Source organism: Geobacillus sp. Sah69, from assembly GCF_001414205.1.
Classification (GTDB): Bacteria; Bacillota; Bacilli; order Bacillales; family Anoxybacillaceae; genus Geobacillus; species Geobacillus stearothermophilus.
This window is the reverse complement of the sequence record NZ_LLKS01000073.1, coordinates 19,675-42,961: the sequence shown is the minus strand read 5'-3', so window position 1 is coordinate 42,961 and position 23,287 is coordinate 19,675. Positions and strand designations below refer to the sequence as shown.

General features: G+C 53.8%; 18 protein-coding genes, 13 tRNA genes and 2 rRNA genes. 3 read left to right on the top strand and 30 right to left on the bottom strand.

What is annotated here, in order from left to right:
* The 16 genes from AP057_RS15790 to AP057_RS15715 all read right to left on the bottom strand — a co-directional run.
* Positions 1–683: ribosomal RNA gene (locus tag AP057_RS15790) — 23S ribosomal RNA — on the bottom strand; the annotation flags it as partial.
* A 183-nt stretch (positions 684–866) separates the two neighbouring features.
* Positions 867–942 (bottom strand) — tRNA-Ala (locus tag AP057_RS15785).
* 8 nt (positions 943–950) lie between these two features.
* Positions 951–1,024: transfer RNA gene (locus AP057_RS15780), tRNA-Ile, on the bottom strand.
* Between the two features lie 322 nt (positions 1,025–1,346).
* A 16S ribosomal RNA gene (locus tag AP057_RS15775) occupies positions 1,347–2,904 on the bottom strand.
* A gap of 114 nt (positions 2,905–3,018) precedes the next feature.
* Positions 3,019–3,092: transfer RNA gene (locus AP057_RS15770), tRNA-Gly, on the bottom strand.
* Between the two features lie 173 nt (positions 3,093–3,265).
* Positions 3,266–3,339, bottom strand: a tRNA-Pro gene (locus tag AP057_RS15765).
* 4 nt (positions 3,340–3,343) lie between these two features.
* A tRNA-Arg gene (locus AP057_RS15760) sits at positions 3,344–3,420 on the bottom strand.
* Positions 3,421–3,491: 71 nt separating this feature from the next.
* A tRNA-Leu gene (locus AP057_RS15755) sits at positions 3,492–3,574 on the bottom strand.
* Between the two features lie 15 nt (positions 3,575–3,589).
* Positions 3,590–3,671: transfer RNA gene (locus tag AP057_RS15750), tRNA-Leu, on the bottom strand.
* Positions 3,672–3,676: 5 nt separating this feature from the next.
* Positions 3,677–3,752: transfer RNA gene (locus AP057_RS15745), tRNA-Lys, on the bottom strand.
* Positions 3,753–4,305: 553 nt separating this feature from the next.
* Positions 4,306–4,380: transfer RNA gene (locus AP057_RS15740), tRNA-Gln, on the bottom strand.
* 13 nt (positions 4,381–4,393) lie between these two features.
* Positions 4,394–4,469, bottom strand: a tRNA-Asp gene (locus AP057_RS15735).
* Between the two features lie 30 nt (positions 4,470–4,499).
* Positions 4,500–4,571 (bottom strand) — tRNA-Glu (locus AP057_RS15730).
* A gap of 16 nt (positions 4,572–4,587) precedes the next feature.
* Positions 4,588–4,680, bottom strand: a tRNA-Ser gene (locus AP057_RS15725).
* A gap of 6 nt (positions 4,681–4,686) precedes the next feature.
* A tRNA-Asn gene (locus AP057_RS15720) sits at positions 4,687–4,761 on the bottom strand.
* A 432-nt stretch (positions 4,762–5,193) separates the two neighbouring features.
* Positions 5,194–5,655, bottom strand: a complete 462-nt coding sequence (locus AP057_RS15715; RefSeq protein ID WP_033016555.1) for a SprT family protein — start codon at positions 5,653–5,655, stop codon at positions 5,194–5,196.
* A 93-nt stretch (positions 5,656–5,748) separates the two neighbouring features.
* Between AP057_RS15715 and cmpA the strand changes: the two genes are divergently transcribed.
* Positions 5,749–5,862 carry a cortex morphogenetic protein CmpA gene (gene cmpA, locus AP057_RS17235; protein ID WP_121625977.1) on the top strand — a complete coding sequence of 38 codons (114 nt, stop codon included), beginning with the start codon at positions 5,749–5,751 and terminating at the stop codon, positions 5,860–5,862.
* Between the two features lie 57 nt (positions 5,863–5,919).
* On the opposite strand, the gene AP057_RS15710 is transcribed toward cmpA, so the two are convergent.
* The 6 genes from AP057_RS15710 to acpS form a co-directional block, all read right to left on the bottom strand.
* Complete coding sequence (locus tag AP057_RS15710) at positions 5,920–8,082, bottom strand: Tex family protein (RefSeq protein ID WP_049624463.1); 2,163 nt, start codon at positions 8,080–8,082, stop codon at positions 5,920–5,922.
* A gap of 542 nt (positions 8,083–8,624) precedes the next feature.
* Complete coding sequence (ndoA, locus tag AP057_RS15705; protein WP_003253417.1) at positions 8,625–8,975, bottom strand: type II toxin-antitoxin system endoribonuclease NdoA; 351 nt, start codon at positions 8,973–8,975, stop codon at positions 8,625–8,627.
* 4 nt (positions 8,976–8,979) lie between these two features.
* Positions 8,980–9,261, bottom strand: coding sequence for a CopG family ribbon-helix-helix protein (locus AP057_RS15700; RefSeq protein WP_033010302.1), 282 nt, complete (start codon positions 9,259–9,261; stop codon positions 8,980–8,982).
* A gap of 114 nt (positions 9,262–9,375) precedes the next feature.
* Complete coding sequence (gene alr, locus AP057_RS15695; protein ID WP_033016557.1) at positions 9,376–10,542, bottom strand: alanine racemase; 1,167 nt, start codon at positions 10,540–10,542, stop codon at positions 9,376–9,378.
* A gap of 241 nt (positions 10,543–10,783) precedes the next feature.
* Positions 10,784–11,803 carry an outer membrane lipoprotein carrier protein LolA gene (locus AP057_RS15690; protein ID WP_055359166.1) on the bottom strand — a complete coding sequence of 340 codons (1,020 nt, stop codon included), beginning with the start codon at positions 11,801–11,803 and terminating at the stop codon, positions 10,784–10,786.
* A gap of 79 nt (positions 11,804–11,882) precedes the next feature.
* The gene (gene acpS / locus AP057_RS15685) at positions 11,883–12,272 is read right to left on the bottom strand and encodes a holo-ACP synthase (RefSeq protein ID WP_033010299.1); all 390 of its coding nucleotides are present in this window, start codon (positions 12,270–12,272) and stop codon (positions 11,883–11,885) included.
* A gap of 120 nt (positions 12,273–12,392) precedes the next feature.
* Between acpS and AP057_RS15680 the strand changes: the two genes are divergently transcribed.
* Entirely contained in the window at positions 12,393–13,010 is a 618-nt protein-coding gene (locus tag AP057_RS15680; RefSeq protein WP_049624464.1) for a rhomboid family intramembrane serine protease, read from the top strand.
* 11 nt (positions 13,011–13,021) lie between these two features.
* Here the strand turns inward: AP057_RS15680 and AP057_RS15675 are convergent, their stop codons facing one another.
* From AP057_RS15675 to AP057_RS15645, 7 genes are all read right to left on the bottom strand, one after another.
* On the bottom strand, positions 13,022–14,425 hold the full coding sequence (locus AP057_RS15675) for a DEAD/DEAH box helicase (RefSeq protein ID WP_049626557.1): 1,404 nt from the start codon (positions 14,423–14,425) through the stop codon (positions 13,022–13,024).
* 61 nt (positions 14,426–14,486) lie between these two features.
* Positions 14,487–15,209 (bottom strand): carboxylesterase, encoded by a 723-nt coding sequence (locus tag AP057_RS15670; protein WP_011229735.1) that lies wholly within the window; start codon positions 15,207–15,209, stop codon positions 14,487–14,489.
* 72 nt (positions 15,210–15,281) lie between these two features.
* Complete coding sequence (gene murF, locus AP057_RS15665) at positions 15,282–16,658, bottom strand: UDP-N-acetylmuramoyl-tripeptide--D-alanyl-D-alanine ligase (RefSeq protein WP_033016545.1); 1,377 nt, start codon at positions 16,656–16,658, stop codon at positions 15,282–15,284.
* Between the two features lie 15 nt (positions 16,659–16,673).
* Positions 16,674–17,768 (bottom strand): D-alanine--D-alanine ligase, encoded by a 1,095-nt coding sequence (locus AP057_RS15660; RefSeq protein ID WP_033016543.1) that lies wholly within the window; start codon positions 17,766–17,768, stop codon positions 16,674–16,676.
* A 158-nt stretch (positions 17,769–17,926) separates the two neighbouring features.
* Positions 17,927–19,069, bottom strand: a complete 1,143-nt coding sequence (locus AP057_RS15655; RefSeq protein WP_055359165.1) for a galactosyldiacylglycerol synthase — start codon at positions 19,067–19,069, stop codon at positions 17,927–17,929.
* Positions 19,066–19,677, bottom strand: coding sequence for a DedA family protein (locus AP057_RS15650; protein WP_049624466.1), 612 nt, complete (start codon positions 19,675–19,677; stop codon positions 19,066–19,068). Before AP057_RS15650 ends, AP057_RS15655 begins: the two co-directional genes overlap by 4 nt.
* A gap of 10 nt (positions 19,678–19,687) precedes the next feature.
* The gene (locus AP057_RS15645; protein ID WP_049624467.1) at positions 19,688–20,416 is read right to left on the bottom strand and encodes a polysaccharide deacetylase family protein; all 729 of its coding nucleotides are present in this window, start codon (positions 20,414–20,416) and stop codon (positions 19,688–19,690) included.
* A 368-nt stretch (positions 20,417–20,784) separates the two neighbouring features.
* Between AP057_RS15645 and AP057_RS15640 the strand changes: the two genes are divergently transcribed.
* Complete coding sequence (locus AP057_RS15640; protein ID WP_033016518.1) at positions 20,785–21,858, top strand: undecaprenyldiphospho-muramoylpentapeptide beta-N-acetylglucosaminyltransferase; 1,074 nt, start codon at positions 20,785–20,787, stop codon at positions 21,856–21,858.
* A gap of 405 nt (positions 21,859–22,263) precedes the next feature.
* Here the strand turns inward: AP057_RS15640 and AP057_RS15635 are convergent, their stop codons facing one another.
* Positions 22,264–23,085, bottom strand: a complete 822-nt coding sequence (locus tag AP057_RS15635; protein WP_033016517.1) for an undecaprenyl-diphosphate phosphatase — start codon at positions 23,083–23,085, stop codon at positions 22,264–22,266.
* Positions 23,086–23,287: the final 202 nt, after the last annotated feature.

Here is a 23,287-nt window from a genome sequence, read left to right as displayed (position 1 = left end):
CGCTTTCGCTGCGGCTCCGCCTCTTCGGCTTAACCTCGCACGCCATCGTCACTCGCCGGTTCATTCTACAAAAGGCACGCCATCACGCATGAACGCGCTCTGACTACTTGTAGGCACACGGTTTCAGGTTCTCTTTCACTCCCCTTCCGGGGTGCTTTTCACCTTTCCCTCACGGTACTGGTGCACTATCGGTCACTAGGGAGTATTTAGCCTTGGGAGATGGTCCTCCCTGCTTCCGACGGGATTTCCCGTGTCCCGCCGTACTCAGGATCCGCTCGGGAGGGAACGAAGTTTCGACTACAGGGCTGTCACCTTCTCTGGCCGGCCGTTCCAGACCGGTTCGTCTACCCCGTTCCTTTCTCACTCCCACAATGAGCGGTCCTACAACCCCAAGAGGCACGCCTCTTGGTTTGGGCTGTTCCCGTTTCGCTCGCCGCTACTCAGGGAATCGCGTTTGCTTTCTTCTCCTCCGGGTACTAAGATGTTTCAGTTCCCCGGGTGTGCCCTCCATGCCCTATGGATTCAGGCATGGATACTGCCCCATTACGGACAGTGGGTTCCCCCATTCGGACATCTCCGGATCAACGCTTGCTTACAGCTCCCCGGAGCGTTTCGGCGTTTGCCCCGTCCTTCATCGGCTCCTAGTGCCAAGGCATCCACCGTGCGCCCTTTCTAGCTTAACCTACAGCGCTCTCGGCTTCTTCCTTATTGTCTAGCATCGGTCGGCTCGCCGCCGCTCGGGGTCAAATAACCTTCCCCCTCGGGGTGCCAGCACCCCTGCGGGCGAAGAACATTTGCCCATCGCGGCGAAACGCTCGCCTCCGCTTTTCCGGTTATCTAGTTTTCAAGGAACGAATCAAGAAAAGTGGTGGAGCCTATCGGGATCGAACCGATGACCTCCTGCGTGCAAAGCAGGCGCTCTCCCAGCTGAGCTAAGGCCCCGCAACCGATGGGCCTAAGTGGACTTGAACCACCGACCTCACGCTTATCAGGCGTGCGCTCTGACCAGCTGAGCTATAGGCCCATGGAGGGAAAGTTCCCTCAAAACTAAACAAAACGACAAGCGTCATTATAATCAAACCGATAGGTTTTGTCAAGAAATTCTGTCTAGCTCCGGCTCGCCGCCGCTCGGGGTCAAATAACCTTCGCCTTCCGGGTGCAAGCACCCTTGCAGGCGAAGAACATTTGCCCATCGCGGCGAAACGCTCGCCTCCGCTTTTCGTACTGTCTAGCTCCGGCCGCCATCGGCTCGCGACGCTTCGGTCCTGCTGCGGCGGCAACAGCCTCCTCGCAGGCCCTCCAGCGCGTTTCGCCGATAGGCGGGCGACCTTCGCTTTTCCCCTTAGAAAGGAGGTGATCCAGCCGCACCTTCCGGTACGGCTACCTTGTTACGACTTCACCCCAATCACTTGCCCCACCTTCGGCGGCTGGCTCCCGTAAGGGTTACCTCACCGACTTCGGGTGTTGCAAGCTCTCGTGGTGTGACGGGCGGTGTGTACAAGGCCCGGGAACGTATTCACCGCGGCATGCTGATCCGCGATTACTAGCGATTCCGGCTTCATGCAGGCGAGTTGCAGCCTGCAATCCGAACTGAGAGCGGCTTTTTGGGATTCGCTCCCCCTCGCGGGTTCGCAGCCCTTTGTACCGCCCATTGTAGCACGTGTGTAGCCCAGGTCATAAGGGGCATGATGATTTGACGTCATCCCCACCTTCCTCCGACTTGTCGCCGGCAGTCCCTCTAGAGTGCCCAACCGAATGCTGGCAACTAGAGGCGAGGGTTGCGCTCGTTGCGGGACTTAACCCAACATCTCACGACACGAGCTGACGACAACCATGCACCACCTGTCACCCTGTCCCCCCCGAAGGGGGAACGCCCAATCTCTTGGGTTGTCAGGGGATGTCAAGACCTGGTAAGGTTCTTCGCGTTGCTTCGAATTAAACCACATGCTCCACCGCTTGTGCGGGCCCCCGTCAATTCCTTTGAGTTTCAGCCTTGCGGCCGTACTCCCCAGGCGGAGTGCTTATCGCGTTAGCTGCAGCACTAAAGGGTGTGACCCCTCTAACACTTAGCACTCATCGTTTACGGCGTGGACTACCAGGGTATCTAATCCTGTTTGCTCCCCACGCTTTCGCGCCTCAGCGTCAGGTRCAGGCCCGAGCCCCGCCTCCGCCACCGTGTTCCTCCACATCCCTACGCATKTCACCGCTACACGGGGAATTCCGCTCTCCTCGCCTGCCCTCAGTCCCCCAGTTTCCAAGGACYCTCCACGGTTGAGCCGTGGGCTTTCACATCAGACTTAAGAGACCGCCTGCGCGCGCTTTACGCCCAATAATTCCGGACAACGCTCGCCCCCTACGTATTACCGCGGCTGCTGGCACGTAGTTAGCCGGGGCTTTCTCGTGAGGTACCGTCACCGCGCCGCCCTCTTCGAACGGCGCTCCTTCGTCCCTCACAACAGAGCTTTACGACCCGAAGGCCTTCTTCGCTCACGCGGCGTCGCTCCGTCAGGCTTTCGCCCATTGCGGAAGATTCCCTACTGCTGCCTCCCGTAGGAGTCTGGGCCGTGTCTCAGTCCCAGTGTGGCCGGTCACCCTCTCAGGCCGGCTACGCATCGTCGCCTTGGTGAGCCGTTACCTCACCAACTAGCTAATGCGCCGCGGGCCCATCCGCAAGTGACAGCCCAAAGGCCGCCTTTCAACCGAAGACCATGCGGTCTTCGGTGTTATCCGGTATTAGCTCCGGTTTCCCGGAGTTATCCCGGTCTTGCGGGCAGGTTGCCCACGTGTTACTCACCCGTCCGCCGCTGACCGAATCAAGGCAAGCCTCAATCCGGTCCGCTCGACTTGCATGTATTAGGCACGCCGCCAGCGTTCGTCCTGAGCCAGGATCAAACTCTCCAAAGAAAGTTGATTGGCTTGTTCAGCGCCAAAACCAATGGTCATAGCGCACGCGCTTCGTTTCGTTCAGTTTTCAAGGAACAAGGTGACTTCCTGCATTTTTCTCTTCTTGCTTCTTCGTGGAGCGGGTGATGGGAATCGAACCCACGACATCAGCTTGGAAGGCTGAGGTTTTACCACTAAACTACACCCGCATATAATTTCGAACCAACATCCGCCACGCTCTTCCGTGCCCCTTCCTCTGCAAGCACATTCAAAGACGCTGGATGCGTCGGGGCAACTCGAAGCGGATTCGATAAGGCAGTACTCGTGGCTGAGATTTTACCACTAAACTACACCCGTATAGCAATTGATGAAGATATTCAAATCGGGAAGACAGGATTTGAACCTGCGACCCCATGGTCCCAAACCATGTGCTCTACCAAGCTGAGCTACTTCCCGATCATGGCGCGCTCGAGAGGATTCGAACCCCTAACCTTCTGATCCGTAGTCAGATGCTCTATCCAATTGAGCTACGAGCGCATTTTTAGCGACAAATTTTATTATAACAACTACTCATTCTTTTGTCAACATAATGTTTGGGTTTAGTGGAATGCGGTCGAGAGGACTTGAACCTCCACGGGGTCGCCCCCACTAGGCCCTCAACCTAGCGCGTCTGCCATTCCGCCACGACCGCATATGGACTAATCAGTGCGGGTGGAGGGACTTGAACCCCCACGCCGTGAGGCGCCAGATCCTAAGTCTGGTGCGTCTGCCAATTCCGCCACACCCGCTAATATGGTGAGCCATGGAGGACTCGAACCTCCGACCCTCTGATTAAAAGTCAGATGCTCTACCTACTGAGCTAATGGCTCATGGTTAGGTATACACTCACAGCGAACGATGTCCCTTCCTCTACTAGCATATTCAAAGACGCACGATGCGTCGGGACAACTCGTAGCAAACTCAGCGATGCAAAGCTCGTTGCTCTACCTACTGAGCTAATGGCTCATGGGTTCAATAACACTCCGAGACAACGATGCCCCTTCCTCTACAAGCTTATTCGAAGAAGTCAAGTGCGTCGGGGCAACTCGAAGCAAACTCGATGATGTAACGCTCGTTGCTCTACCTACTGAGCTAATGGCTCATGGTTGGGTATACACTCCAGGTACTACCTAGCTCTACCTGCCTCTTCCTCTGCCAGCCTATTCAAAGAAGCTAGGTGCGTCGAGGCAACTCGAAGCAAACTCGATGATGCATCGCTCGTTACTGAGCTAATGGCTCATGGGTTCAATAACACTCCGAGACAACGATGCCCCTTCCTCTACAAGCTTATTCGAAGAAGTCAAGTACGTCGGGGCAACTCGAAGTAAATTCGATGATGTAACGCTCGTTGCTGAGCTAATGGCTCGTATTTAACACATAAAGTGGCTGGGCCAGCTGGATTCGAACCAGCGCATCACGGAGTCAAAGTCCGTTGCCTTACCGCTTGGCTATGGCCCAGCGATTGGTGTAATGGCGGTCCCGACGGGACTCGAACCCGCGATCTCCTGCGTGACAGGCAGGCATGTTAACCACTACACTACGGGACCGCAATCCGCGGGAAACCCCCGCGCTGTAAGTGACCCGTACGGGATTCGAACCCGTGTTACCGCCGTGAAAGGGCGGTGTCTTAACCACTTGACCAACGGGCCATGCGACTATCGAAAGTGGCGGAGAAGGCGGGATTTGAACCCGCGCGCCGTTAAGTCACGACCTAACGGTTTAGCAAACCGTCCCCTTCAGCCACTTGGGTACTTCTCCAAACACTGGCTCCGCAAGTAGGATTCGAACCTACGACCTACCGGTTAACAGCCGGTTGCTCTACCGCTGAGCTATTGCGGAATGATGAAGAAATTATGCTATACTTTACGATGTGCTCGTTACCTCTTCCAGATAATTCAAGGAAGAAAGATGCGTCGAGACAACTTGTAGTGAATTCGATGATGCTAATGCTCGTCGTTGAACTATTGTGGAACGGCTCAGATTTCCTACACTTTCACAATCGACATTGTCTATTATATTGAGCTGTCGACTCTTTGTCAACATGTTTTTTGCTGTTTGTTTCATCGCCGTTTGGCGACGGCTTTTATAATTTAGCATATGGCCAATTTAATTGTCAACCACTTTTTTTTGCAAAATGTGATACTGCTCTCTTTTCGAAGAGGACGTTCGCATATCCGTGCCGTGATACAAGAGCTCCATAAAAAGTTTCGTTTCCTTCGGGAAAGACACGGCGGATGTTCCTAATAGGGTTCGGCATAAGCAAGGAAGCGTTCAACGGCGTTGGTTCGCTAGTTTAAGCCGCCCGCGGCAGTTCCCGCAGACGTAGCGGGCGGTGTTCATGCGCTTTTTTCGAGTGTACGTCAGGCCGCAAGATGTGCAAATGTATGTATAGATCGTTTTCGACCTGTCTGTTTTTTGGCCGATTGGACGACAATAGCGAGGCGCCCCCACTTTTTGCAGCAGTTCGCGGAAGTCGCGGTCGCGATGGCGGTAGCCTTTTCCCTCAAGGTGCAAGTGGTAATGGCAAAGCTCATGTTTGATAATGGCGATCAATTCTTCCTCGCCGAACTGCTCGTAATGTTTTTGATTGAGCTCAATGTTATGCGTCTGCAACATGTAGCGCCCGCCGGTGGTGCGCAAACGAGGGTTGAAGAAAGCGGTATGGCGGAACGGCTTGCCAAATGTGCTTATGGAAATTTGTTCAACGAGCGCTTGCAAGCGTTTTTGATCCATGACAGGCGCCCCCCTTTTATGTTTTCAGCACAGGACAATGCGCAGCTACATACATTATATACTACCTTTCCGTATGTTAGGGAGGTGACTGTTTTGCCTACGTGGCTAAAAAATCAGATGAGACGAGCCTATTATGAGAAAAATCTTGATCAAATTAAGCTGTTAAACCAATGCTGGTTTTTTTATCAAAGGAAGCACTGTCCGTAACATATGTTTGAGGCTGTCCCTGCTGTTCATTGGGCAGTACGGGACAGCCTCTCCAGCTTATTCCGGCGGAAGCATCGATAATGAAATTCTTCCTTTCGCTGCATCAACCCTTTCCACCCACACTTTGACGACGTCGCCGACGGAGACGACATCAAGCGGATGGCGGACGTATTGTTTGCTTAGCTTGGAAATGTGCACGAGCCCGTCCTGTTTGACGCCGATGTCGACAAAGGCGCCGAAGTCGACGACGTTGCGCACCGTTCCTTCGAGCTCCATGCCTGGCTTTAAGTCTTCCATTTTCAAAACGTCTTTTCGCAATATCGGCTTGGGCAGCTCGTCGCGCGGGTCGCGCTCTGGGCGGCACAACGCGTCAATGATGTCGCGGAGCGTCAGTTCCCCGATGCCGAATTCGGATGCCGCTGCTTTCACATCGATGGCTTGCAGCGCTTGGCGAAGCTCATTGCTGCCGATGGCGGCGGTTGTAAATCCTAACTTTTGCAACAACTGCTTCACTTCCGCGTACCGCTCGGGGTGAATCGGCGTGCGGTCAAGCGGCTCGTCGCCGTCGACAATGCGCAAAAACCCGATGCATTGCTCATACGTTTTCGCCCCAAGACGCGGGATCGTTTTCAGCTCCTCGCGGCTGCGGAATTTCCCTTGCTCTTCGCGGCGTTTGACAATGTTTTCGGAGACGGTTTTCGTCAGTCCCGAGACGTATTGGAGCAGCGAAACGGACGCCGTGTTGACGTTGACGCCGACTTGATTGACGACCGTCTCCACGACGAAACGGAGCGACTCCGCCAGCTTTTTTTGCGACACATCGTGCTGGTATTGGCCGACGCCAACCGATTTCGGGTCAATCTTCACCAGTTCGGCGAGCGGGTCTTGGACGCGGCGGGCGATTGAGACGGCGCTCCGCTCTTCAACTTGCAAGTCGGGAAACTCGGCGCGTGCAAGGTCGGAAGCCGAGTAGACGCTCGCTCCTGCTTCATTGACAATCAAATAAAAGATATCGCGTTGCACATGCTTCAGCGTGTCGGCGACAAACTGTTCAGTTTCCCGAGAGGCTGTTCCGTTGCCGATGGCGATCATATCCACATGATAGTCGTCAAGTAAACGAAGAATCTTTGTCCTCGCTTCATCCTTTTTCTCTTGCGGCGGGTGTGGGTAAATGACATCGATATGAAGCAGCTTCCCTGTTTCATCAACAACGGCAAGCTTGCATCCCGTTCGGTAGGCTGGGTCGATACCGAGCACCGTTTTTCCTTTCAATGGCGGCTGAAGAAGCAGTTTGCGTAAATTCTCGGCAAAAATATGGATCGCCCGCTCTTCCGCTTTCTCCGTCAACTCGTTGCGGATGTCGCGCTCAATGGCGGGCTCCATCAGCCGTTTGTATCCGTCTTCCACCGCTTCAGCCACGAGCCGGGCGGCCGGGGACGCCTCGTTGACGATCGTTTGCCGCTGCAAATAGCGGATGATTTCTTCGGCAGGGGCTTGGACCGAGACGCGCAGCACCTCCTCTTTTTCGCCGCGGTTCAGCGCCAAGACACGATGGGGGACGATTTTCGCCACAGGTTCTTCGTAGTCGTAATACATCTCGTATACGTTTTTTTCGTCCTTCTCCGACGCCTTCGCGGTGGACACGATCATCCCTTTCCGCCACGTCTGTTCCCGCGCCCATTGACGAAGAGCGGCATCGTCGGCCACCCGCTCGGCGATGATGTCCTTCGCCCCTTGCAGCGCCTCGTCTGCCGTTGCGACCCCTTTTTCTGTATCAATGAACGCCCGGGCCTGCTCTTCCGGAGTTGGGGCGGCAGGGCAGGAAAGAAGCCAATCGGCAAGCGGCTCAAGCCCTTTTTCTTTCGCAATCGTCGCCTTCGTGCGCCGCTTTTGCCGGTACGGGCGGTACAAATCTTCGACTTGCTGCAGTTTCGTGGCGCTGATAATCGCGTTTTTCAGCTCTTCGGTCAATTTCCCTTGCTCATCGATCAGCCGAATGACTTCTTCTTTCCGCTGCTCTAAATGCTGCAAATACTCCCAGCGCTCAAGCACCGCACGAATTTGCACTTCATCGAGCGCACCCGTCATCTCTTTCCGGTAGCGGGCGATAAATGGAATCGTATTTCCTTCCTGATGCAGGCTGATGACGTTTTCAACTTGTTTGGCTGCCAGCCGTTGTTCATCAGCGATCGTTTGAATCAAACGCTGTTCAATCGCCAACACGTTCCCTCCTTATGCACAGCCTTGCACGTTCTCCCATCTACACTCGCTCCTGAAAATGAGCAATGTTTGCAAACAGCTACCCGCTAGACCGTCTCTGCGTATTCCACACTTCGGCCGCCTTCCGAAGACGGCAAACGACGTTTCTTCACGCAACATATTCCCGTTAGCACGATGTCCCAGCCGCAACCGCACCGCAATCCGGACGCACCCGCTGATCTTTTGTCCATTCGAAGCAAGAGGAAGCCATCATTCCCCGCCGGTTGCACCGAGCTTGGGCAGGGAGAGAGTTCCGGACCGGGGATGACAAAAAAAGAGCTACTTATTCGTAGCCTCTTTGTGAAAGAATACACATAAATGCCAATAGAGGGGACAGACCGTTCCATGAGCCGATCTGCCCGTTTGGCCGGTGAGCCGACATCGCTGCCATGAGACGTTGCGCACCCATGCTGCTTCCACGCGCATCGATTGATCTTCCCACAGCAACACTTGCTGTTTTGGCGTCCCTCACGCTGAAGCGGAAAGATTTCCTTGCGCTTGCTTCAAAAGTCGATCAGCCCTAAGCTGATTTGCAGCGCTTCATCGACTTTGTCCATCATCTCATCATCCAGATGGGTGATTTTGTCAGTCAGCCGCTGCTTATCAATCGTACGGATTTGTTCAAGCAAAATGACCGAGTCCCGCTCAAACCCGTAGCGCTTCGCATCGATCTCGACATGCGTCGGCAGCTTTGCCTTTTGGATTTGCGCCGTGATCGCCGCTACAATAACCGTTGGACTGAAGCGATTGCCGATATCGTTTTGGATCACCAACACGGGGCGGACGCCGCCCTGCTCTGAGCCAACAACCGGGGAAAGGTCCGCAAAATACACGTCGCCACGTTTGACAATCAAAGCATTACCCCCCGCTAACTAAGCGTTCAACGGTGTGATCGGCCTCGTATTCAGCATGAAACGCTTCAGAAGCAATAGATAAATTGATTTTCGCCATTTCCATGTAGCCACGTCTCATCGCTTCGCGAATTTGCCGCTTTTTCCGCTCCCGGATATACATTTTCGTCGCCTGGTAAATAAGTTCATTGCGATTGCCGTTCTCCTGTTTGACGAGGACGTCGAGCTCCGTCAGCAGCGACTGCGGCAAACGAACGATGATTTCCGTCGTTGCGCCAGATTCCGACACAAATATACACCTCCACGAACTGCAGCCATTCATTGCTTCCACTTCATGATACCATTAAACAACGGCGCTGCAAAGTCATTTCTCCATTTTCTATCCTTTGTCTTTTGAAGCAGATTATGCACTGCTTTCCCCGCGGCCAATGGCGTTTCTCACTTCCATTATACGCTTATGGCGGAAAAAAATACGGGGCACTCGATAACTGATCGTGCAAGGCACTTCGTAGTTGATCGTTTCCAAATGGCGAGCGACATCATCAATGGAAATTACCTCGTCCCCTTGGCGACCAATCAGTGTCACCTTCGTGCCGACCGGCAGCGGACCAGGCAGGCGGATCATGCACTGGTCCATGCAAATGCGGCCGACAATCGGCGCCTTTTGTCCGTCAACAAGGACATGAAAGTGCTGCAGGCGGCGGAGCCAGCCGTCCGCATAGCCGATCGGAATCGTCCCGATCCACTCCTCCGTCTGCGCAGTGTACGTCGCACCATAGCTCACCTTTTCGCCTGGTTGCAGTTTTTTGACGTGTACGAGGCGGCTATGGAGCGAAAATGCTTCTTTTAATGGATACGGCAGCAGCGGCTTGATGCCGGGCGACGGGGCAAGCCCATACATGGCAATGCCGAAGCGGACCATATTGAACGTCCGGTCAGGGAAACGGAGCGACGCTGCGCTGTTGGCGCAATGGACGAGCGGCGGGCGCGACGGCAGCCATTCGAGCATGTGCAAAAAACGGGTATACTGATAGGAAAAATAATCGGTGTTCACCTCATCCGCAGTCGCAAAATGCGTGTACACCCCTTCAAGCACAAAATGCGGATGGCGCTCAATCAGCGCTACGATTCGTTTCGTCTCTTCCTCGTCTTTCACTCCAAGCCGTCCCATGCCGGTGTCCATTTTCAAATGGAAATGAATAGGAAAAGGGCCGCTGTAAAGGGCGGACGCTTCTTCCAACCAGTCGGAGCGGAACACGGTCAGGGCAATGCGCTGCTGGGCGGCCAGCGCCGCATCAGCTGGACGGGAAGCCCCGAGAACTAGAATCGGCGCTTCGATTCCTTTTTCCCTTAAAGCGAGCGCCTCATCCAAAAAGGCAACCGCCAGGCGGGAGGCCCCCGCTTCGAGCGCTGTCCTTGCCACCTGCACATCCCCATGTCCATAGGCGTTCGCCTTCACGACCGCCATAATGTGCGTGTCGTCCGGCAGCAAACGGCGCAAATTCGCCACATTGTCGTAAATGGCGTCCAAATCCACTTCCGCCCACGTATCGCGATGAAAGTCGTTCATGGTTTCTCGCTGCCTTTCCTGTTGCGCAAACTTGAAAGCGCTCGAAATCATTTTTGTCCTTTTTTAGTTTACCATGCCATTGCGGAAGAAGGAATAGGGGAAAGCGTGCGAAGACAGCGAAAAACGTTGGACGGCGCTGCGGTTGGCTGCACCGGTGCCGCAACTCCAATCGGGCAATAGAAAAAAGGCGGTTCCCCTGCTTTCGGAAGCGGGGAGACACGCCTTTTTTCGGATGGCATCGTTATTTTGCCGCTTTTTCCTGCACTGTGCTGGCCACCATTATCATTTCTTGTGGAGTCAAATCGTCCGAGGCGAGCGTAAACTCCACCCCGTTGTACGACCATGTCAGCGTTCGATCGGTGAGAGCGCCGACGGTGAAGCCTAAATCGACGGGATCGCCGTTCACCAAGACGGGCATGCTCGTTGCCGGAAGCACTTCCGCTTTTTCTTGAACGAGCGTAAATGATTTTTTGCCGCCAAACGTCATAATCACTCGTTTGCCACTCTCACTTTTGACCTCTTTTTCCTCGAGCATTTTCACTCCTTCAGGCAGCCGGCTCAAATCAGGGTACATGACTTCCATCACTTGTTCTTTTCCTTCGGCCATCGTTGGCACCTCAAGACGCGCCCCGGTCATGTTTTTGGACGTGTCGAACGCATCGTCATCAAACTTTTTGTTAAATTCAACATTGGAGAATTCGACCGTCAACAATGCTTTCCGGTCGGTATCCATCACTTTGACCGAGACCGGCGCCAAATCTTTTTTGCGCAGTGTAATCTCCTGTGTTGGGACGACCTCACTGTTCGGGTAGTTCGTTTTTGTCTCGAACACGTAATAATTTTTCGTTTCCTTAAACTTTGCCTTTGGATCGCTCAAAATGTCTTTGACGAGCGATTCGTACAAATACGCTTGGCTGCTGTTTTTCGGCCAATCGCTGACAAACTTGAAGCTTTTGTTGAGGGCGGGTGTAAAGACGAATACCCCCTCATCATTGCGCAAAATCACTTGGCTTTGCCCTTTGTCGGCGTTTTTCAAGCTGACGCGGTAGTACGACGGCTGCTTATGCCACACTTCCACATGGTATACTTGCGGCTCGGCGCCGGTGTGGAACGTCATTTTCGTTTCCGCTTGGTAACCTGTCATCTCATCCATCTTTTCATTCAGCGCCTTGAACACTTCCTCCTGCGATTTGGACCCGCAGCCAGCTAACACAAATAGAAAGATGATGCCGACCAATGCCATAAGCACCTTTCTGCCCATCGCTTCAACCCCTTTGCCTCATATATCGGTTTCTGTCCATGCACTACAATATATGAGACAACACCCGGGAATATGCAGACTAGCTATGACAAAGATCGAACGGCTTGAATGGTTCCAACCGCTCGATGACGACTTGGGCAACCGCATAATCGCGGCTATGGGAAATGGAAAGATGAACGACTTCGCGGTCGCAGTCAGCAGCAATGCGCGGTTTCCCGTAGGCATCTGTGGCGATTTCAATATCCTGAAATGACAAATGCCGTCCAATTCCTGTCCCGAGCGCTTTGGCGTACGCTTCCTTCGCCGCAAACCGTCCGGCGAGAAATTCCACCTGCCGGGCAGGCGGCAACTCATCAAACTGCGCCTTCTCCCGCGGCGTTAAAATCCGCTCCGGGAGTTTGCGGCTGCGGGCAAGGATGGACCGAATGCGCTCCAATTCCACAATGTCAATGCCGATGCCGATGATCATCGCGTTCCCCCCCTGCTATCGGTTTGCCGGCCGCGGACAAATTTTTTCCGGCCGTCGCGCATAAGATGGCTTATAGCAATAACATATGTTTGGTTTCCTGCCAAGAAAGGAGGCTCGTTCATGTTTCACCGTACCGGGGACGGTCGGCCGCTGCCTCGCCTTTGCCCCGCCGTATTCATCCTGTTGCTCGTCCATGTTGGCTTATGGGGGTTGTTCACGCTTCCTCTTCCGGCGCTTGAGCCAGTCTGGCAGAGCATCGTCGGAACGAACGGCGCCATCCGCCATGGGGAGTATTGGCGGCTTGTCAGCTCGCTTTTATTGCACCTCGATTTCGATCATTTAGCCGCGAACAGCCTCTCCTTATGGTTGTTCGGCTCGTGGCTCGAGCAAGCGCTTGGGAAAAGGAAGTTTTTGCTTCTTTATATCGGGGGAGGCGTCGGCGCCAACCTTGCCACCGCCTTGCTTCTTCCGCCGATGTACAGCCATGTTGGGGCGTCGGGCGCCATTTTCTCCTTATTTGGCATGTACAGCTATCTCGCCCTTTTTCGCCGCGACCTCATCGCCCCCCGGCACGCCCAGTTGCTGTTGGCCGCTATGGCCATCAACCTGTTGCTCGGCTTGATGGAGCCGGACGGCAACCTCATCGCCCATCTGTTTGGCTTTGTCACCGGCGGGCTGCTCGCTCCGTTTTTGACCGTCCGCCCCGAGCCGCCGTCGTTTCATGTCGTCCGGCCATGAAAAAACGGCGCTTAATGCGCCGTAATCCGCCGTTTTTTCGTCCGTCCGCGCGCGGAGCCGTCCGGGCGGCCGCCCCGTTTTTTCTCCCGCTTGACCGCTAATGGCGGCTCTTCGGTCAGTTTTACCGGCGTAGTATCCGGCTCGCGCGTCAACATTTTCAAGCAGGCGGCGACAAGCGTCACCGAATCATGCTCTTCCAGCAGCTCCTCGGCGGCCCGCTTGTAAAACGACAAGTTTTCCGTTTCCGCCACATTGAGAAGCTTCTCAATGGCAATGCGCTGTTGGCCTTCCAGCGCCTCATCGAGCGTCGGCGGCTTCATCCGCTCCATTTTCCGCTTCGTCGTCCGCTCAATATGGTGAAGTTGGCCGATCTCCCTTGGCGTGACAAACGTCATCGCCACACCCATTTTCCCGGCGCGACCTGTCCGCCCGATCCGATGGACGTAGCTTTCCGGATCCTGCGGGATGTCGAAGTTATATACGTGCGTCACGCCGGAAATATCCAATCCGCGCGCGGCAACGTCGGTTGCGACTAAAATTTCGATCGATCCTTCTTTAAACTTGCGCAACACCGACAGGCGCTTCGCCTGGCTTAAATCGCCGTGGATGCCTTCCGCCGCATAACCGCGCAAGTTGAGCGCCTCGGCAAGTTCATCAACGCGCCGCTTCGTGCGGCCGAACACGATCGCAAGCTCCGGCGCCTGAATATCGAGAAGCCGCGTCAAAATGTCAAATTTCTTTTTCTCGTGCACTTCTAAGTAGTACTGTTGAATGTTCGGCACGGTCATCTCTTTCGCCTTGACCTTCACGAGCTCCGGTTCATTCATGAACCTCTCGGCGATGCGGCGGATCGGATCCGGCATCGTTGCGGAAAACAGGAGCGTCTGCCGACCGGTCGGCACATGGCTTAAAATCGCTTCAATGTCCTCGATAAACCCCATGTTGAGCATCTCGTCCGCCTCATCGAGCACGACGGTATGCACGTGCTCAAGACGCAGCGTGCCGCGGTTGATATGGTCAAGAATGCGGCCCGGCGTGCCGACGATGATGTGCGGATGTTTTTTCAAGGCGCGAATTTGCCGTTCAATATCTTGCCCTCCATAAATCGGCAGGACGCGCACCCGCTTCACCGCGCCGATTTTATACAGCTCTTCCGACACTTGAATGGCGAGCTCCCGCGTCGGCGCGACAACGAGTGCTTGAACGGCGCCGTTTTTTACGTCCACTTTTTCCACAATCGGAATACCAAACGCCGCCGTTTTCCCAGTTCCGGTTTGCGCTTGGCCAATGACATCTTTGTTTTGCAGGCTGAGCGGGATCGTTTTTGCCTGAATCGGGGTCGTTTCTTCAAATCCCATCCGCTCGACAGCTTTCATCACTTCTTGGCTTAATCCTAATTCTTGAAATGTCGTCAATGTTATCCAAACTCCTTAAATTCAAAATCGTCCCTGATTCGTGAGAAAGGTTTGACAGTTATCATACCATGTTATGCGGTGATTTGCAATGATGGGCATGGGCAGCGCGCAAAAATGTTTCCACCTCAGCAAACAGAACGTGCCGATCGATACTATGACAAACATGATGGAACGAATTGGGCAAAAGCAACAGCTTTTTTTCCGCCGATCCAATCTGCTCATATAAATAATAGGCGCTTTTTAGCGGCACGATCCCATCTTTTTCTCCTTGCACAATGAGCGCGGGTGCCGCGACGCGCGGAAGTCGGGGACGCACATCGCGGACGAGTTTGCGAAACTCCCTGACAGCTGAAAACGGCGTCGCCATCATTTTGTTTCGATAGCGGAGAAACAGTGGGTGCTCCCGCGCTCCTTTCCATCCATTGGCAAACATCTCGCGGATGTCGCGCCATAATTGGCGCGGGTTGACATAGTAAAACGCAGCGCTTAGCAGCACGAGTTTGGCGACCGGGTATTTTTCCGCCAAGTAGACGGCGATCACTCCACCCATTGAAAACCCAATGACATACACCACACTGCAACGGTGATGGAGCGCTAAAAACGCTTGTTCCGCCGCTGCGATCCATTGGTCGTATGTAATTCCTTTCAACCGCAGTTCGCTTCCGTGGCCCGGCAAGGTCGGCGTTTCGATCATCCAATCGGTCCGCTCTCGCAAATAATCGGCCAGCGGCGCCACTTCTTCTGGACTTCCCGTAAACCCGTGAATACATAAACAGCCGATCATCATTTCCACCCCCGCCCGAATGAAAAGCGGCGCCTGTGACGCCGCTTTTAGTTTCTCTCGGGTTGCTTGATGTTACACCCAATATCGAAGCAACTCTTCCAATTTCATGCCGCGCGATGCTTTCAATAAAACAATGTCATCCGAAGTCGCGACGGAACGCACGGCCTCGGCCAACGCTGCTTTATCGTCGAACTCCCTCACCCGTCCATCATCAAAAAATGGGGCGGCCGCCGCGGCGATATGGTGCGAAAGCGGCCCGTAAGTGAACACATAGTCCACCATTCCCGGCCGCAGCACCTCCCCGATCTCTCGATGAAACGCCACTTCTTCGTCACCAAGCTCCAACATATCGCCCAATACGGCGATTTTTTGCCGGTAGCCGCCTAATTCCCCAAGCAGCGTCAAGGCGGCGCGCATCGATGTCGGGCTAGCATTGTAGGCGTCATTAATGACGGTAAAGCCATATTTCGTCTTGACGACTTCCGTACGCATGCGCGTCACTTGCAGGCGGGAGAGAGACGCATCAATGCCTTCCCAATCGACGCCAAAAAAGCGGGCTACCGCGATGGCTGCGAGCGCGTTGTATACGTGATGTTTTCCCAACACCGGCATAAAGAGCGTCCGACCCGGAAGCACGTTAATGGCAAATGACGTCCCCCCCGCTTCAATGCACACATCGGTCGGGTAGTAGTCGTTTTCCGCTCCCGCTCCAAATGTCACGACGTGGCGGGGAAGAGATAAATGCGGGACCCGCTCGGCCAACAGCGGTTCGTCGCCATGGTAGACGAACAAGCCATCGTGGTGCACCCCTTCCAAAATTTCCAATTTGGCTTTGGCGATGCCTTCCCGTGAACCAAGCTCTTGCAAATGTGATTCCCCGATGTTGGTAATGACGGCTGCATCCGGTTTGGCAATCAACGTGAGCCGCTCGATTTCGCCGAATCCGCTCATCCCCATTTCGACAACGGCAATCTCTGTGTCTTCCTCGAGCGAAAGCAGCGTCAACGGCACGCCGATATGATTGTTAAGGTTGCCTTCTGTTTTTTGCACGCGGTAGTTGGCCGCCAACAACGCAGCAATCATATCTTTTGTCGTCGTTTTGCCGTTGCTGCCGGTCACGCCAACCACTTTCAGCCCAAGCTGTTGGCGGTAACGGGCGGCAAGCCGCTGCAACGCCGAAAGGGTATCGTCAACGATAATCGCCGGAACACCTTCTGGCGGCGTCCCTTCCGCTTCCGCCCACAGCACTGCTGCCGCTCCTTTTTGCACCGCCTCGTTCACAAAGGCATGGCCGTTAAACTTCGCGCCAATAAGCGGAACGTACAAGTTGCCGGCTTGGATCGCTCTCGTGTCTGTCGATACGCCGCTGACGGCAATCGTCTCCCATTCCGACTTCACGCACCGACCGCCTGACATCTCCGCAATTTGCCGCACCGTCCGTTTCATCATCCGCTTTCACCCTCTTTATTTTTCAAATGTGTACGTGATCGTCTGCTTTTCTTGATGCCGTTCCAACGCCAGCGCAATGAGGCGCTCGATCAGTTCCGGATACGGCACGCCGCTGTGCTGCCAAAGAAGCGGAAACATGCTGTACGGGGTAAATCCCGGCATCGTATTGATTTCGTTAATATACACAGTGCCATCTTCAGCGAGGAAAAAGTCGGCACGCACGAGCCCGGACAAGTCAAGTGCTTTAAACGCGGCAATGGCCATTTCCTTAATCGTTTCATACTGCTCTGGCGTCACCTTAGCGGGAATAATCAGTTCCGTTTGTCCGTCTTCATATTTTGCATCATAGTCGTAAAATTCCTTTTTTGGCACAATTTCTCCGACGACCGAACAAATCGGTTCATCATTGCCGATGACGCCGATCTCGATCTCCCGGCCGACGATCGCTTCTTCAATGATGATTTTCCGGTCATACTTAAACGCTTCGGCAAACGCCTTGTGCAAATCGCCGCGCTGTTTGCATTTCGAAATGCCGACGCTCGAACCGGCGTTGGCCGGCTTGACAAAGCACGGGTAGCCAAGCTCTTGTTCGATCCGGTCGTAAACGGCTTCCCCGCTTTTTTGCCAGTCATATTTGGTCACCGCCACATATTTCGCCTGGCGCAGCCCGGCTTGGGCAAACAAGTTTTTCATAATCACTTTATCCATGCCGACGGCCGAGGCAAGCACACCGTTGCCTACGTACGGGAGGTTTAACATTTCGAGCAGTCCTTGCACAGTTCCGTCTTCGCCGTTCGGCCCATGCAAAAGCGGGAAGATGACGTCAATCGTTTCCTCGCTGTCCGCAGACGACGATTCCGACGCCGGCACCTGGTTTAAAGATACCGGGATCATGGCCGTCGCTGTCGACGTGAACTGCAGCTGTTTCACTTCTTTGACCGGTCCGGTCAATCGCTTTCCTTTAATCCACTGCCCTTGTGGAGTAATGTAAATCGGAATCACATCAAATTTATGGGGATCGATGGCGTTCATCACTGCCATCGCCGTTGACAACGATACTTGATGCTCCGGCGACTTCCCGCCATACAACACTCCGACTCTCGTTTTCATCTTCGTTCCTCCTCTTTCCTTGGCCATCGTTCCTATTGTAACACGTTTCGCGCCCAACGGTCTGATATTTTATATGTACGGTGCAGCTTGTTTCGCTACTCTTGAGGCATCCACCCGGCACAAAAAAATGCCATCTAACGTCCGTTAGATGGCCCACGCTACGGGTGAAGCACACGCTGGGCGCGACGCCTCGGCATCGCCGCCACCATTTCGGCGAGCGCTTCCTGCCCCGTTTTCTCCACCCCGGCGAAATAGTCGGACACACGGCGGAAAAACCGGTTTTTCTCAACATCATCATTGAGCAGGCGCAACATGGCCCGCTCGCCGCGGTCTGGTTCAGCTAAATGGTAAATCAAGCCGTTCCGCTGCAAATATTGCAAATTGATGCGCTCCTGACCCGGCAGACAATCGATCGTAAACATCGGAATGCGTTTATGAAGCAGCTCGCTCACCGTCACTCCACCCGGCTTTGTCACCACCGCGTCCACCTCATCATACAGCCGGTTCATTTCTTCCGGGTCGGCAATGTACGGGAGCGGACGGATGTGCGGGAGATTCCAGCTGGAAATTTCGTCGTATAACTGGCGGTTGGCGCCGCATAGCACGGAATAGCGAAACAGCGTCGATGCCCGGGCCGCCCGCAAAAAGGCCATCATATTGCCAAGCCCTTGGCTTCCGCCGGCGACAAGTATATGGGCCGGCCACCTCTTTCGCCGCGTTTCCGTCGTGATCCGAAACGCATCATGAACCGGAATGCCTGTGACCACGATGCGCCCTTCGTCAATCCCGTATTTTGTGACCAGTTCCCATTTCGCCTCTGGATGGGGGACGAAGTGATAATCGATAAACCGTTTCCCCCAGACGCTGTTCATGAAAAAATCGGTATAGACGTTCACCACAGGAACAAACAACGCCTGTTTCCGCTTAAGCTGCTGCAAAATGCGAGACGGAAACGAGTGGGTGCAAACGATCAAATCCGGCCGTTCCTGCTCGAGCATTTTTTTCATTTTGCTTTCGAAATATGGCAGCCATGGCTCAAATGAAACAAACTCGAACCGCGGCGGCTCTTGATACATAAACGTTTTGTACACGCGATGATAGGAAGCGGGATGTGAACGAATCCAGCGCAAATACGCTTCTGACACCATTTTTTCCATCAGTTCATTGCAATAGCTCAAAAAATCGATTTTTTTGCTTTCGACCGCCGGAAACTGGCGCCGCAAAAAATCGATCAACGTATCCGCGACTTTATGGTGTCCCGTGTTCATTTGAAACAACGGCAAGAACAACACTTTCATCATCGATCGCACCCTTTAGCTTTCGAAAGATTTTTGCGCCTCCGCTGTCCGATCCACGCCGCAAGCAAAAACAGCAAAAACAACGCCAATCCGACAAGCGGGAAAGAAACGAGGGGAATATGGACATGCCGGCCGAGCAGCAGCCCAACGAACATCATCGGGGCGACCCATCCAGCCGTTCCAAGCGCTGCAAGCAGCAAAAACGGCCGAAACGGAAACCGGCTTACCCCCGCCATATACGGGAAGATTTGCCGGACGCCTGGCGCATAACAGCTGAACAAAATGCCCCATTTCCCATAACGGCGGAACCAAAGCTGAGCCCTCCCCCACCGCTCGTCCGTAATTCCCACGTATTTGCCGTACTTTTTCATAAACGGCGCCCCCCACCATCGTCCGGCGCCATACGCCGCCACCATGCCGGTCATCGCTCCTCCCCAGCATGACGCGAGCGACGGCCAAAGCAGCAGCTGCTCCTTGGCGACGATCAAACCGACGAAAAAAAGCAAACTTTCCTCCGGCGCTGGGATGCCGACAATGCCGCAAAATAAAAACAAAAACAGCGTCACATATCCGTACGACTGAACGTACGGCAACCATACACCTGTTTCCATGGCTCCCCCATCACATCGACGAGATTCGTTTGTTAGTTTGCGCGTTTCTCATTTCTGTAATCGTCACCCAGCGCATCTTTCTCGCTGCTTCATCTTTCAGCAGCAGCTCAAGCGCTGACAACATTTGCTCCGGCGCATGCCGGTCGGCCCCCAACGCATCGCCGTTGTCATGAAGAACAATCACAGCTCCGCCGCGCAACGCTCCTTTTAACCGGCGGAACAACTCCATTTCCCCCAGTTTGGCGTTCCAGTCGCCAACAATATGCGTCCATAACACGGTCGTATACCGTTTTTGTACGATCGGTGCCCATGCGTTAAAATGCCCCCACGGAGGGCGGTAATAAATCGGTCGTTGGCCCGTCGCCCGCTCAATCGCCGCAGCGGCGCGGCGCACCCCCCAATCGAGCCAAAACGGCGGCACAAGCCAGTTGCTTATATGGCGATAGTTGTGAATGCCGACTTCATGGCCTTCCTCCACCATGCGCCGCACAATGTCCGGATAACGTTCCGCTTTGCGGCCGACGACGAAAAACGTCGCCTTGACACCGTGTTTCTTTAATAAATCCAACAGTTTTGGCGTATAATACGGGTCAGGACCGTCATCAAACGTCAAAGCAAGGCAATCGGGCGCTGTTCCTTCCCGAAACAACAGTACCCGCTTTTTGCGAATGACGATCGTCGGCACAACCCCGTAAACGATGATTCCAGCGATCAGACAACCGAAAAGCCATGCCAACATCGTCCTCACCTCGCAATATTTTTTCCTTTAAAAAATCACAACGTGCGAACAGACTACTAAATTTATAATAAATAATATATAATACAGACTACTAAATTTATAATAATAATATTATAATTTCGATGAAAAAAAAATCAAAAGAAAAACAATGAAATTTTCATGTGACGCCCAAACGTTCCCTTTTTCTATACGAAACGTCCAGCCGATCGGTTTCCTCCATAAATGACATTGCATCTGCTATAATACATAATCGGTATGAAACTCTAGCCGCAAAGAGCAATTCATCGGCATATCCGTTCCGCCGGACGGCCGGAACGGGACGGCCGCATTGTACGTTATTCATCTTGCAAAAAGACAGGTGATCTGCATTGCGAAAGAAAATCGTCTTAACCGGCGGCGGCACGGCTGGCCATGTGATGGTCAACGTCGCCTTGATTCCGAAACTAAAAGCACAAGGCTGGGACATCATCTACATCGGCTCTCACGAGGGAATTGAACGGGAGATCATCGGCCGCATCGACGGCGTACCGTACTATTCGGTTTCGACCGGAAAACTGCGACGCTATTTTGACTGGAAAAACTTTAAAGATCCGTTCAACGTGCTAAAAGGCGTTTGGCAGGCGTACCGCCTTATCCAAAAAGAAAGGCCGGACGTCGTGTTCTCCAAAGGCGGATTCGTCTCCGTTCCCGTCATTCTTGGCGCCTGGCTGAACGGTGTACCGTCGGTGATTCATGAATCCGACTTGACGCCCGGTCTTGCAAACAAAATCGCCATGCCCTTTGCGACGAAAATTTGCCTCACCTTTCCGGAAACGAAGCAACACGTCAGCGCCGATAAAGCGGTCTACATCGGCGCCGTCGTCCGCGAGGAACTGAAGCACGGCAGCGTTGCCCAAGGGCGGAGGATGTGCCAGTTCGACGGCAAAAAACCGGTGCTGCTGGCGATGGGCGGCAGCTTAGGCTCGAAAAGAATCAACGACGCCTTGCGCGCCAACTTATCAACGCTGCTTGCCGAATTTGACATCATCCACATTTGCGGCAAAGGAAACATCGACCCAAGCCTCGCAGACCAAAAAGGATACAAACAGTTCGAATACGTCAACGAAGAGCTGCCACACTTGTTGGCTTTGGCCGACATCGTCGTCTCTCGCGCGGGCGCAAACGCCATTTTCGAACTGCTCGCCTTGCGCAAGCCGATGCTGCTCATCCCGCTCTCGAAAGCGGCAAGCCGCGGCGACCAAATTCTCAACGCCCGCTCGTTTAAAAACGCGGGCTATGCGGAAGTGCTGATGGAAGAAGACTTGACAAACGAATCGTTCTATGCCGCCATTCGCCGCCTATATGAAAACAAAGAGCGCTACCGGAAAAACATGGAGAAAGCCGGCGGAAGCGATCCGCTGCAAACATTGCTTTCCATCATTCAAGACACCGCCCGCCGGTGAAAGCAGGCGATGCCTGACGCGGCTAACCACGGCCGTTTTTTCGGCATCGCCTTATTTTGCATAGGCATGGAAATAAGCAACTCGACTAAACGGCTTATCCGTATTATAATCCATAGTACAGATAAGCAACAACTATTTTTTTACTTTTCTTAACATTTTTTAGAAGACGGACTGGCGAAAAACAACGAATTCATGCGGTTTAGGGAGCTCGCCCAAAAGCAAATGATGATGTTTCAAGACTTTTCTATTTGAAAAACCTTGTTGAAGCACAACATTTCCCCTTAAATCCTTGGTCTTCTACAATCCATCATCTTTTGTTCCCCTAAGCGGAATGCATGCCAGCCAACAGAGTAAAAGAAGATAACAAACAACCGCCCGGCGGAACACCTCCGCCAAGCGGCGCGACTAAAAGTATAACAAAGAAATAACAACGGCTAGCACGATCCGATATACCGCAAACGGCACGAGGCGGATGCGGTTGATGAGCTGCAAGAGGAAACGGATCGCCAGCAAGGCAAAGACGAAGGCGCTCAAAAAACCGGCGATGAAAAACGGGATGTCGGCAGCCGTGACGTATTGCCAGTTTTTCAACAGCGACAGCCCGCTCGCCCCAGCCATGATCGGAACAGCCATAATGAACGTGAAATCGGCGGCGGCGCGATGGCTCATGCCGACGAGCACCCCGCCGGCAATCGTCGAACCGGAGCGGGAAAAACCGGGCCATAACGATAAGCATTGCACCAATCCGACGAGAAACGCCTGTTTGTACGTAATTTCGTCGACCGTCTGCGCCCGCGCAGCTCTTTTCGCGAATTTGTCGGCGGCGATCATGAGCAGCGCGCCGAGCACAAGGCCGATGAGCACCGTTTTCGTAGAAAACAAATGTTCGTCGATGTAGTCTTCAAACAAGACGCCGAGCACCCCGGCTGGAAGCAGGCCGACGATGACGTGAAGAAGCGTCAGCCGCGGATGTCCGCCCGGATGGCGGCCGCGGAAACCAAGCAAATCGAGAAATCGGTCTTTAAACACCACAACAGCGGCCAAAATCGAGCCGAGCTGGATAACGACTTTAAACGTATTCGCCGCGTACTTGCCTAAAAACTCGGTCGATTTCAACCAAAGATCGTCCACAATGATCATATGCCCGGTCGAAGACACAGGGGCAAACTCGGTCAGCCCCTCGACCATCCCTAAAATAACCGCCTTCAACAGCTCGATCCAGTTCATTCGTTCCATCCTTTCTGCGCGGGGTCGTCCTTTTTATACATATGGGCCGGGCGGGCGAAATAACACCCTGCTTCGGCCGTGCCTGCTCTATTGTACTACAAATCATTCGTTTCTACTACCCGCACGTTTTTGGATGGGTGTGATGCCGGGAAGAGCGTCAGTCATCAGTCAGCGGGCGGAAATGGGCCTGCCCCCATCTCCC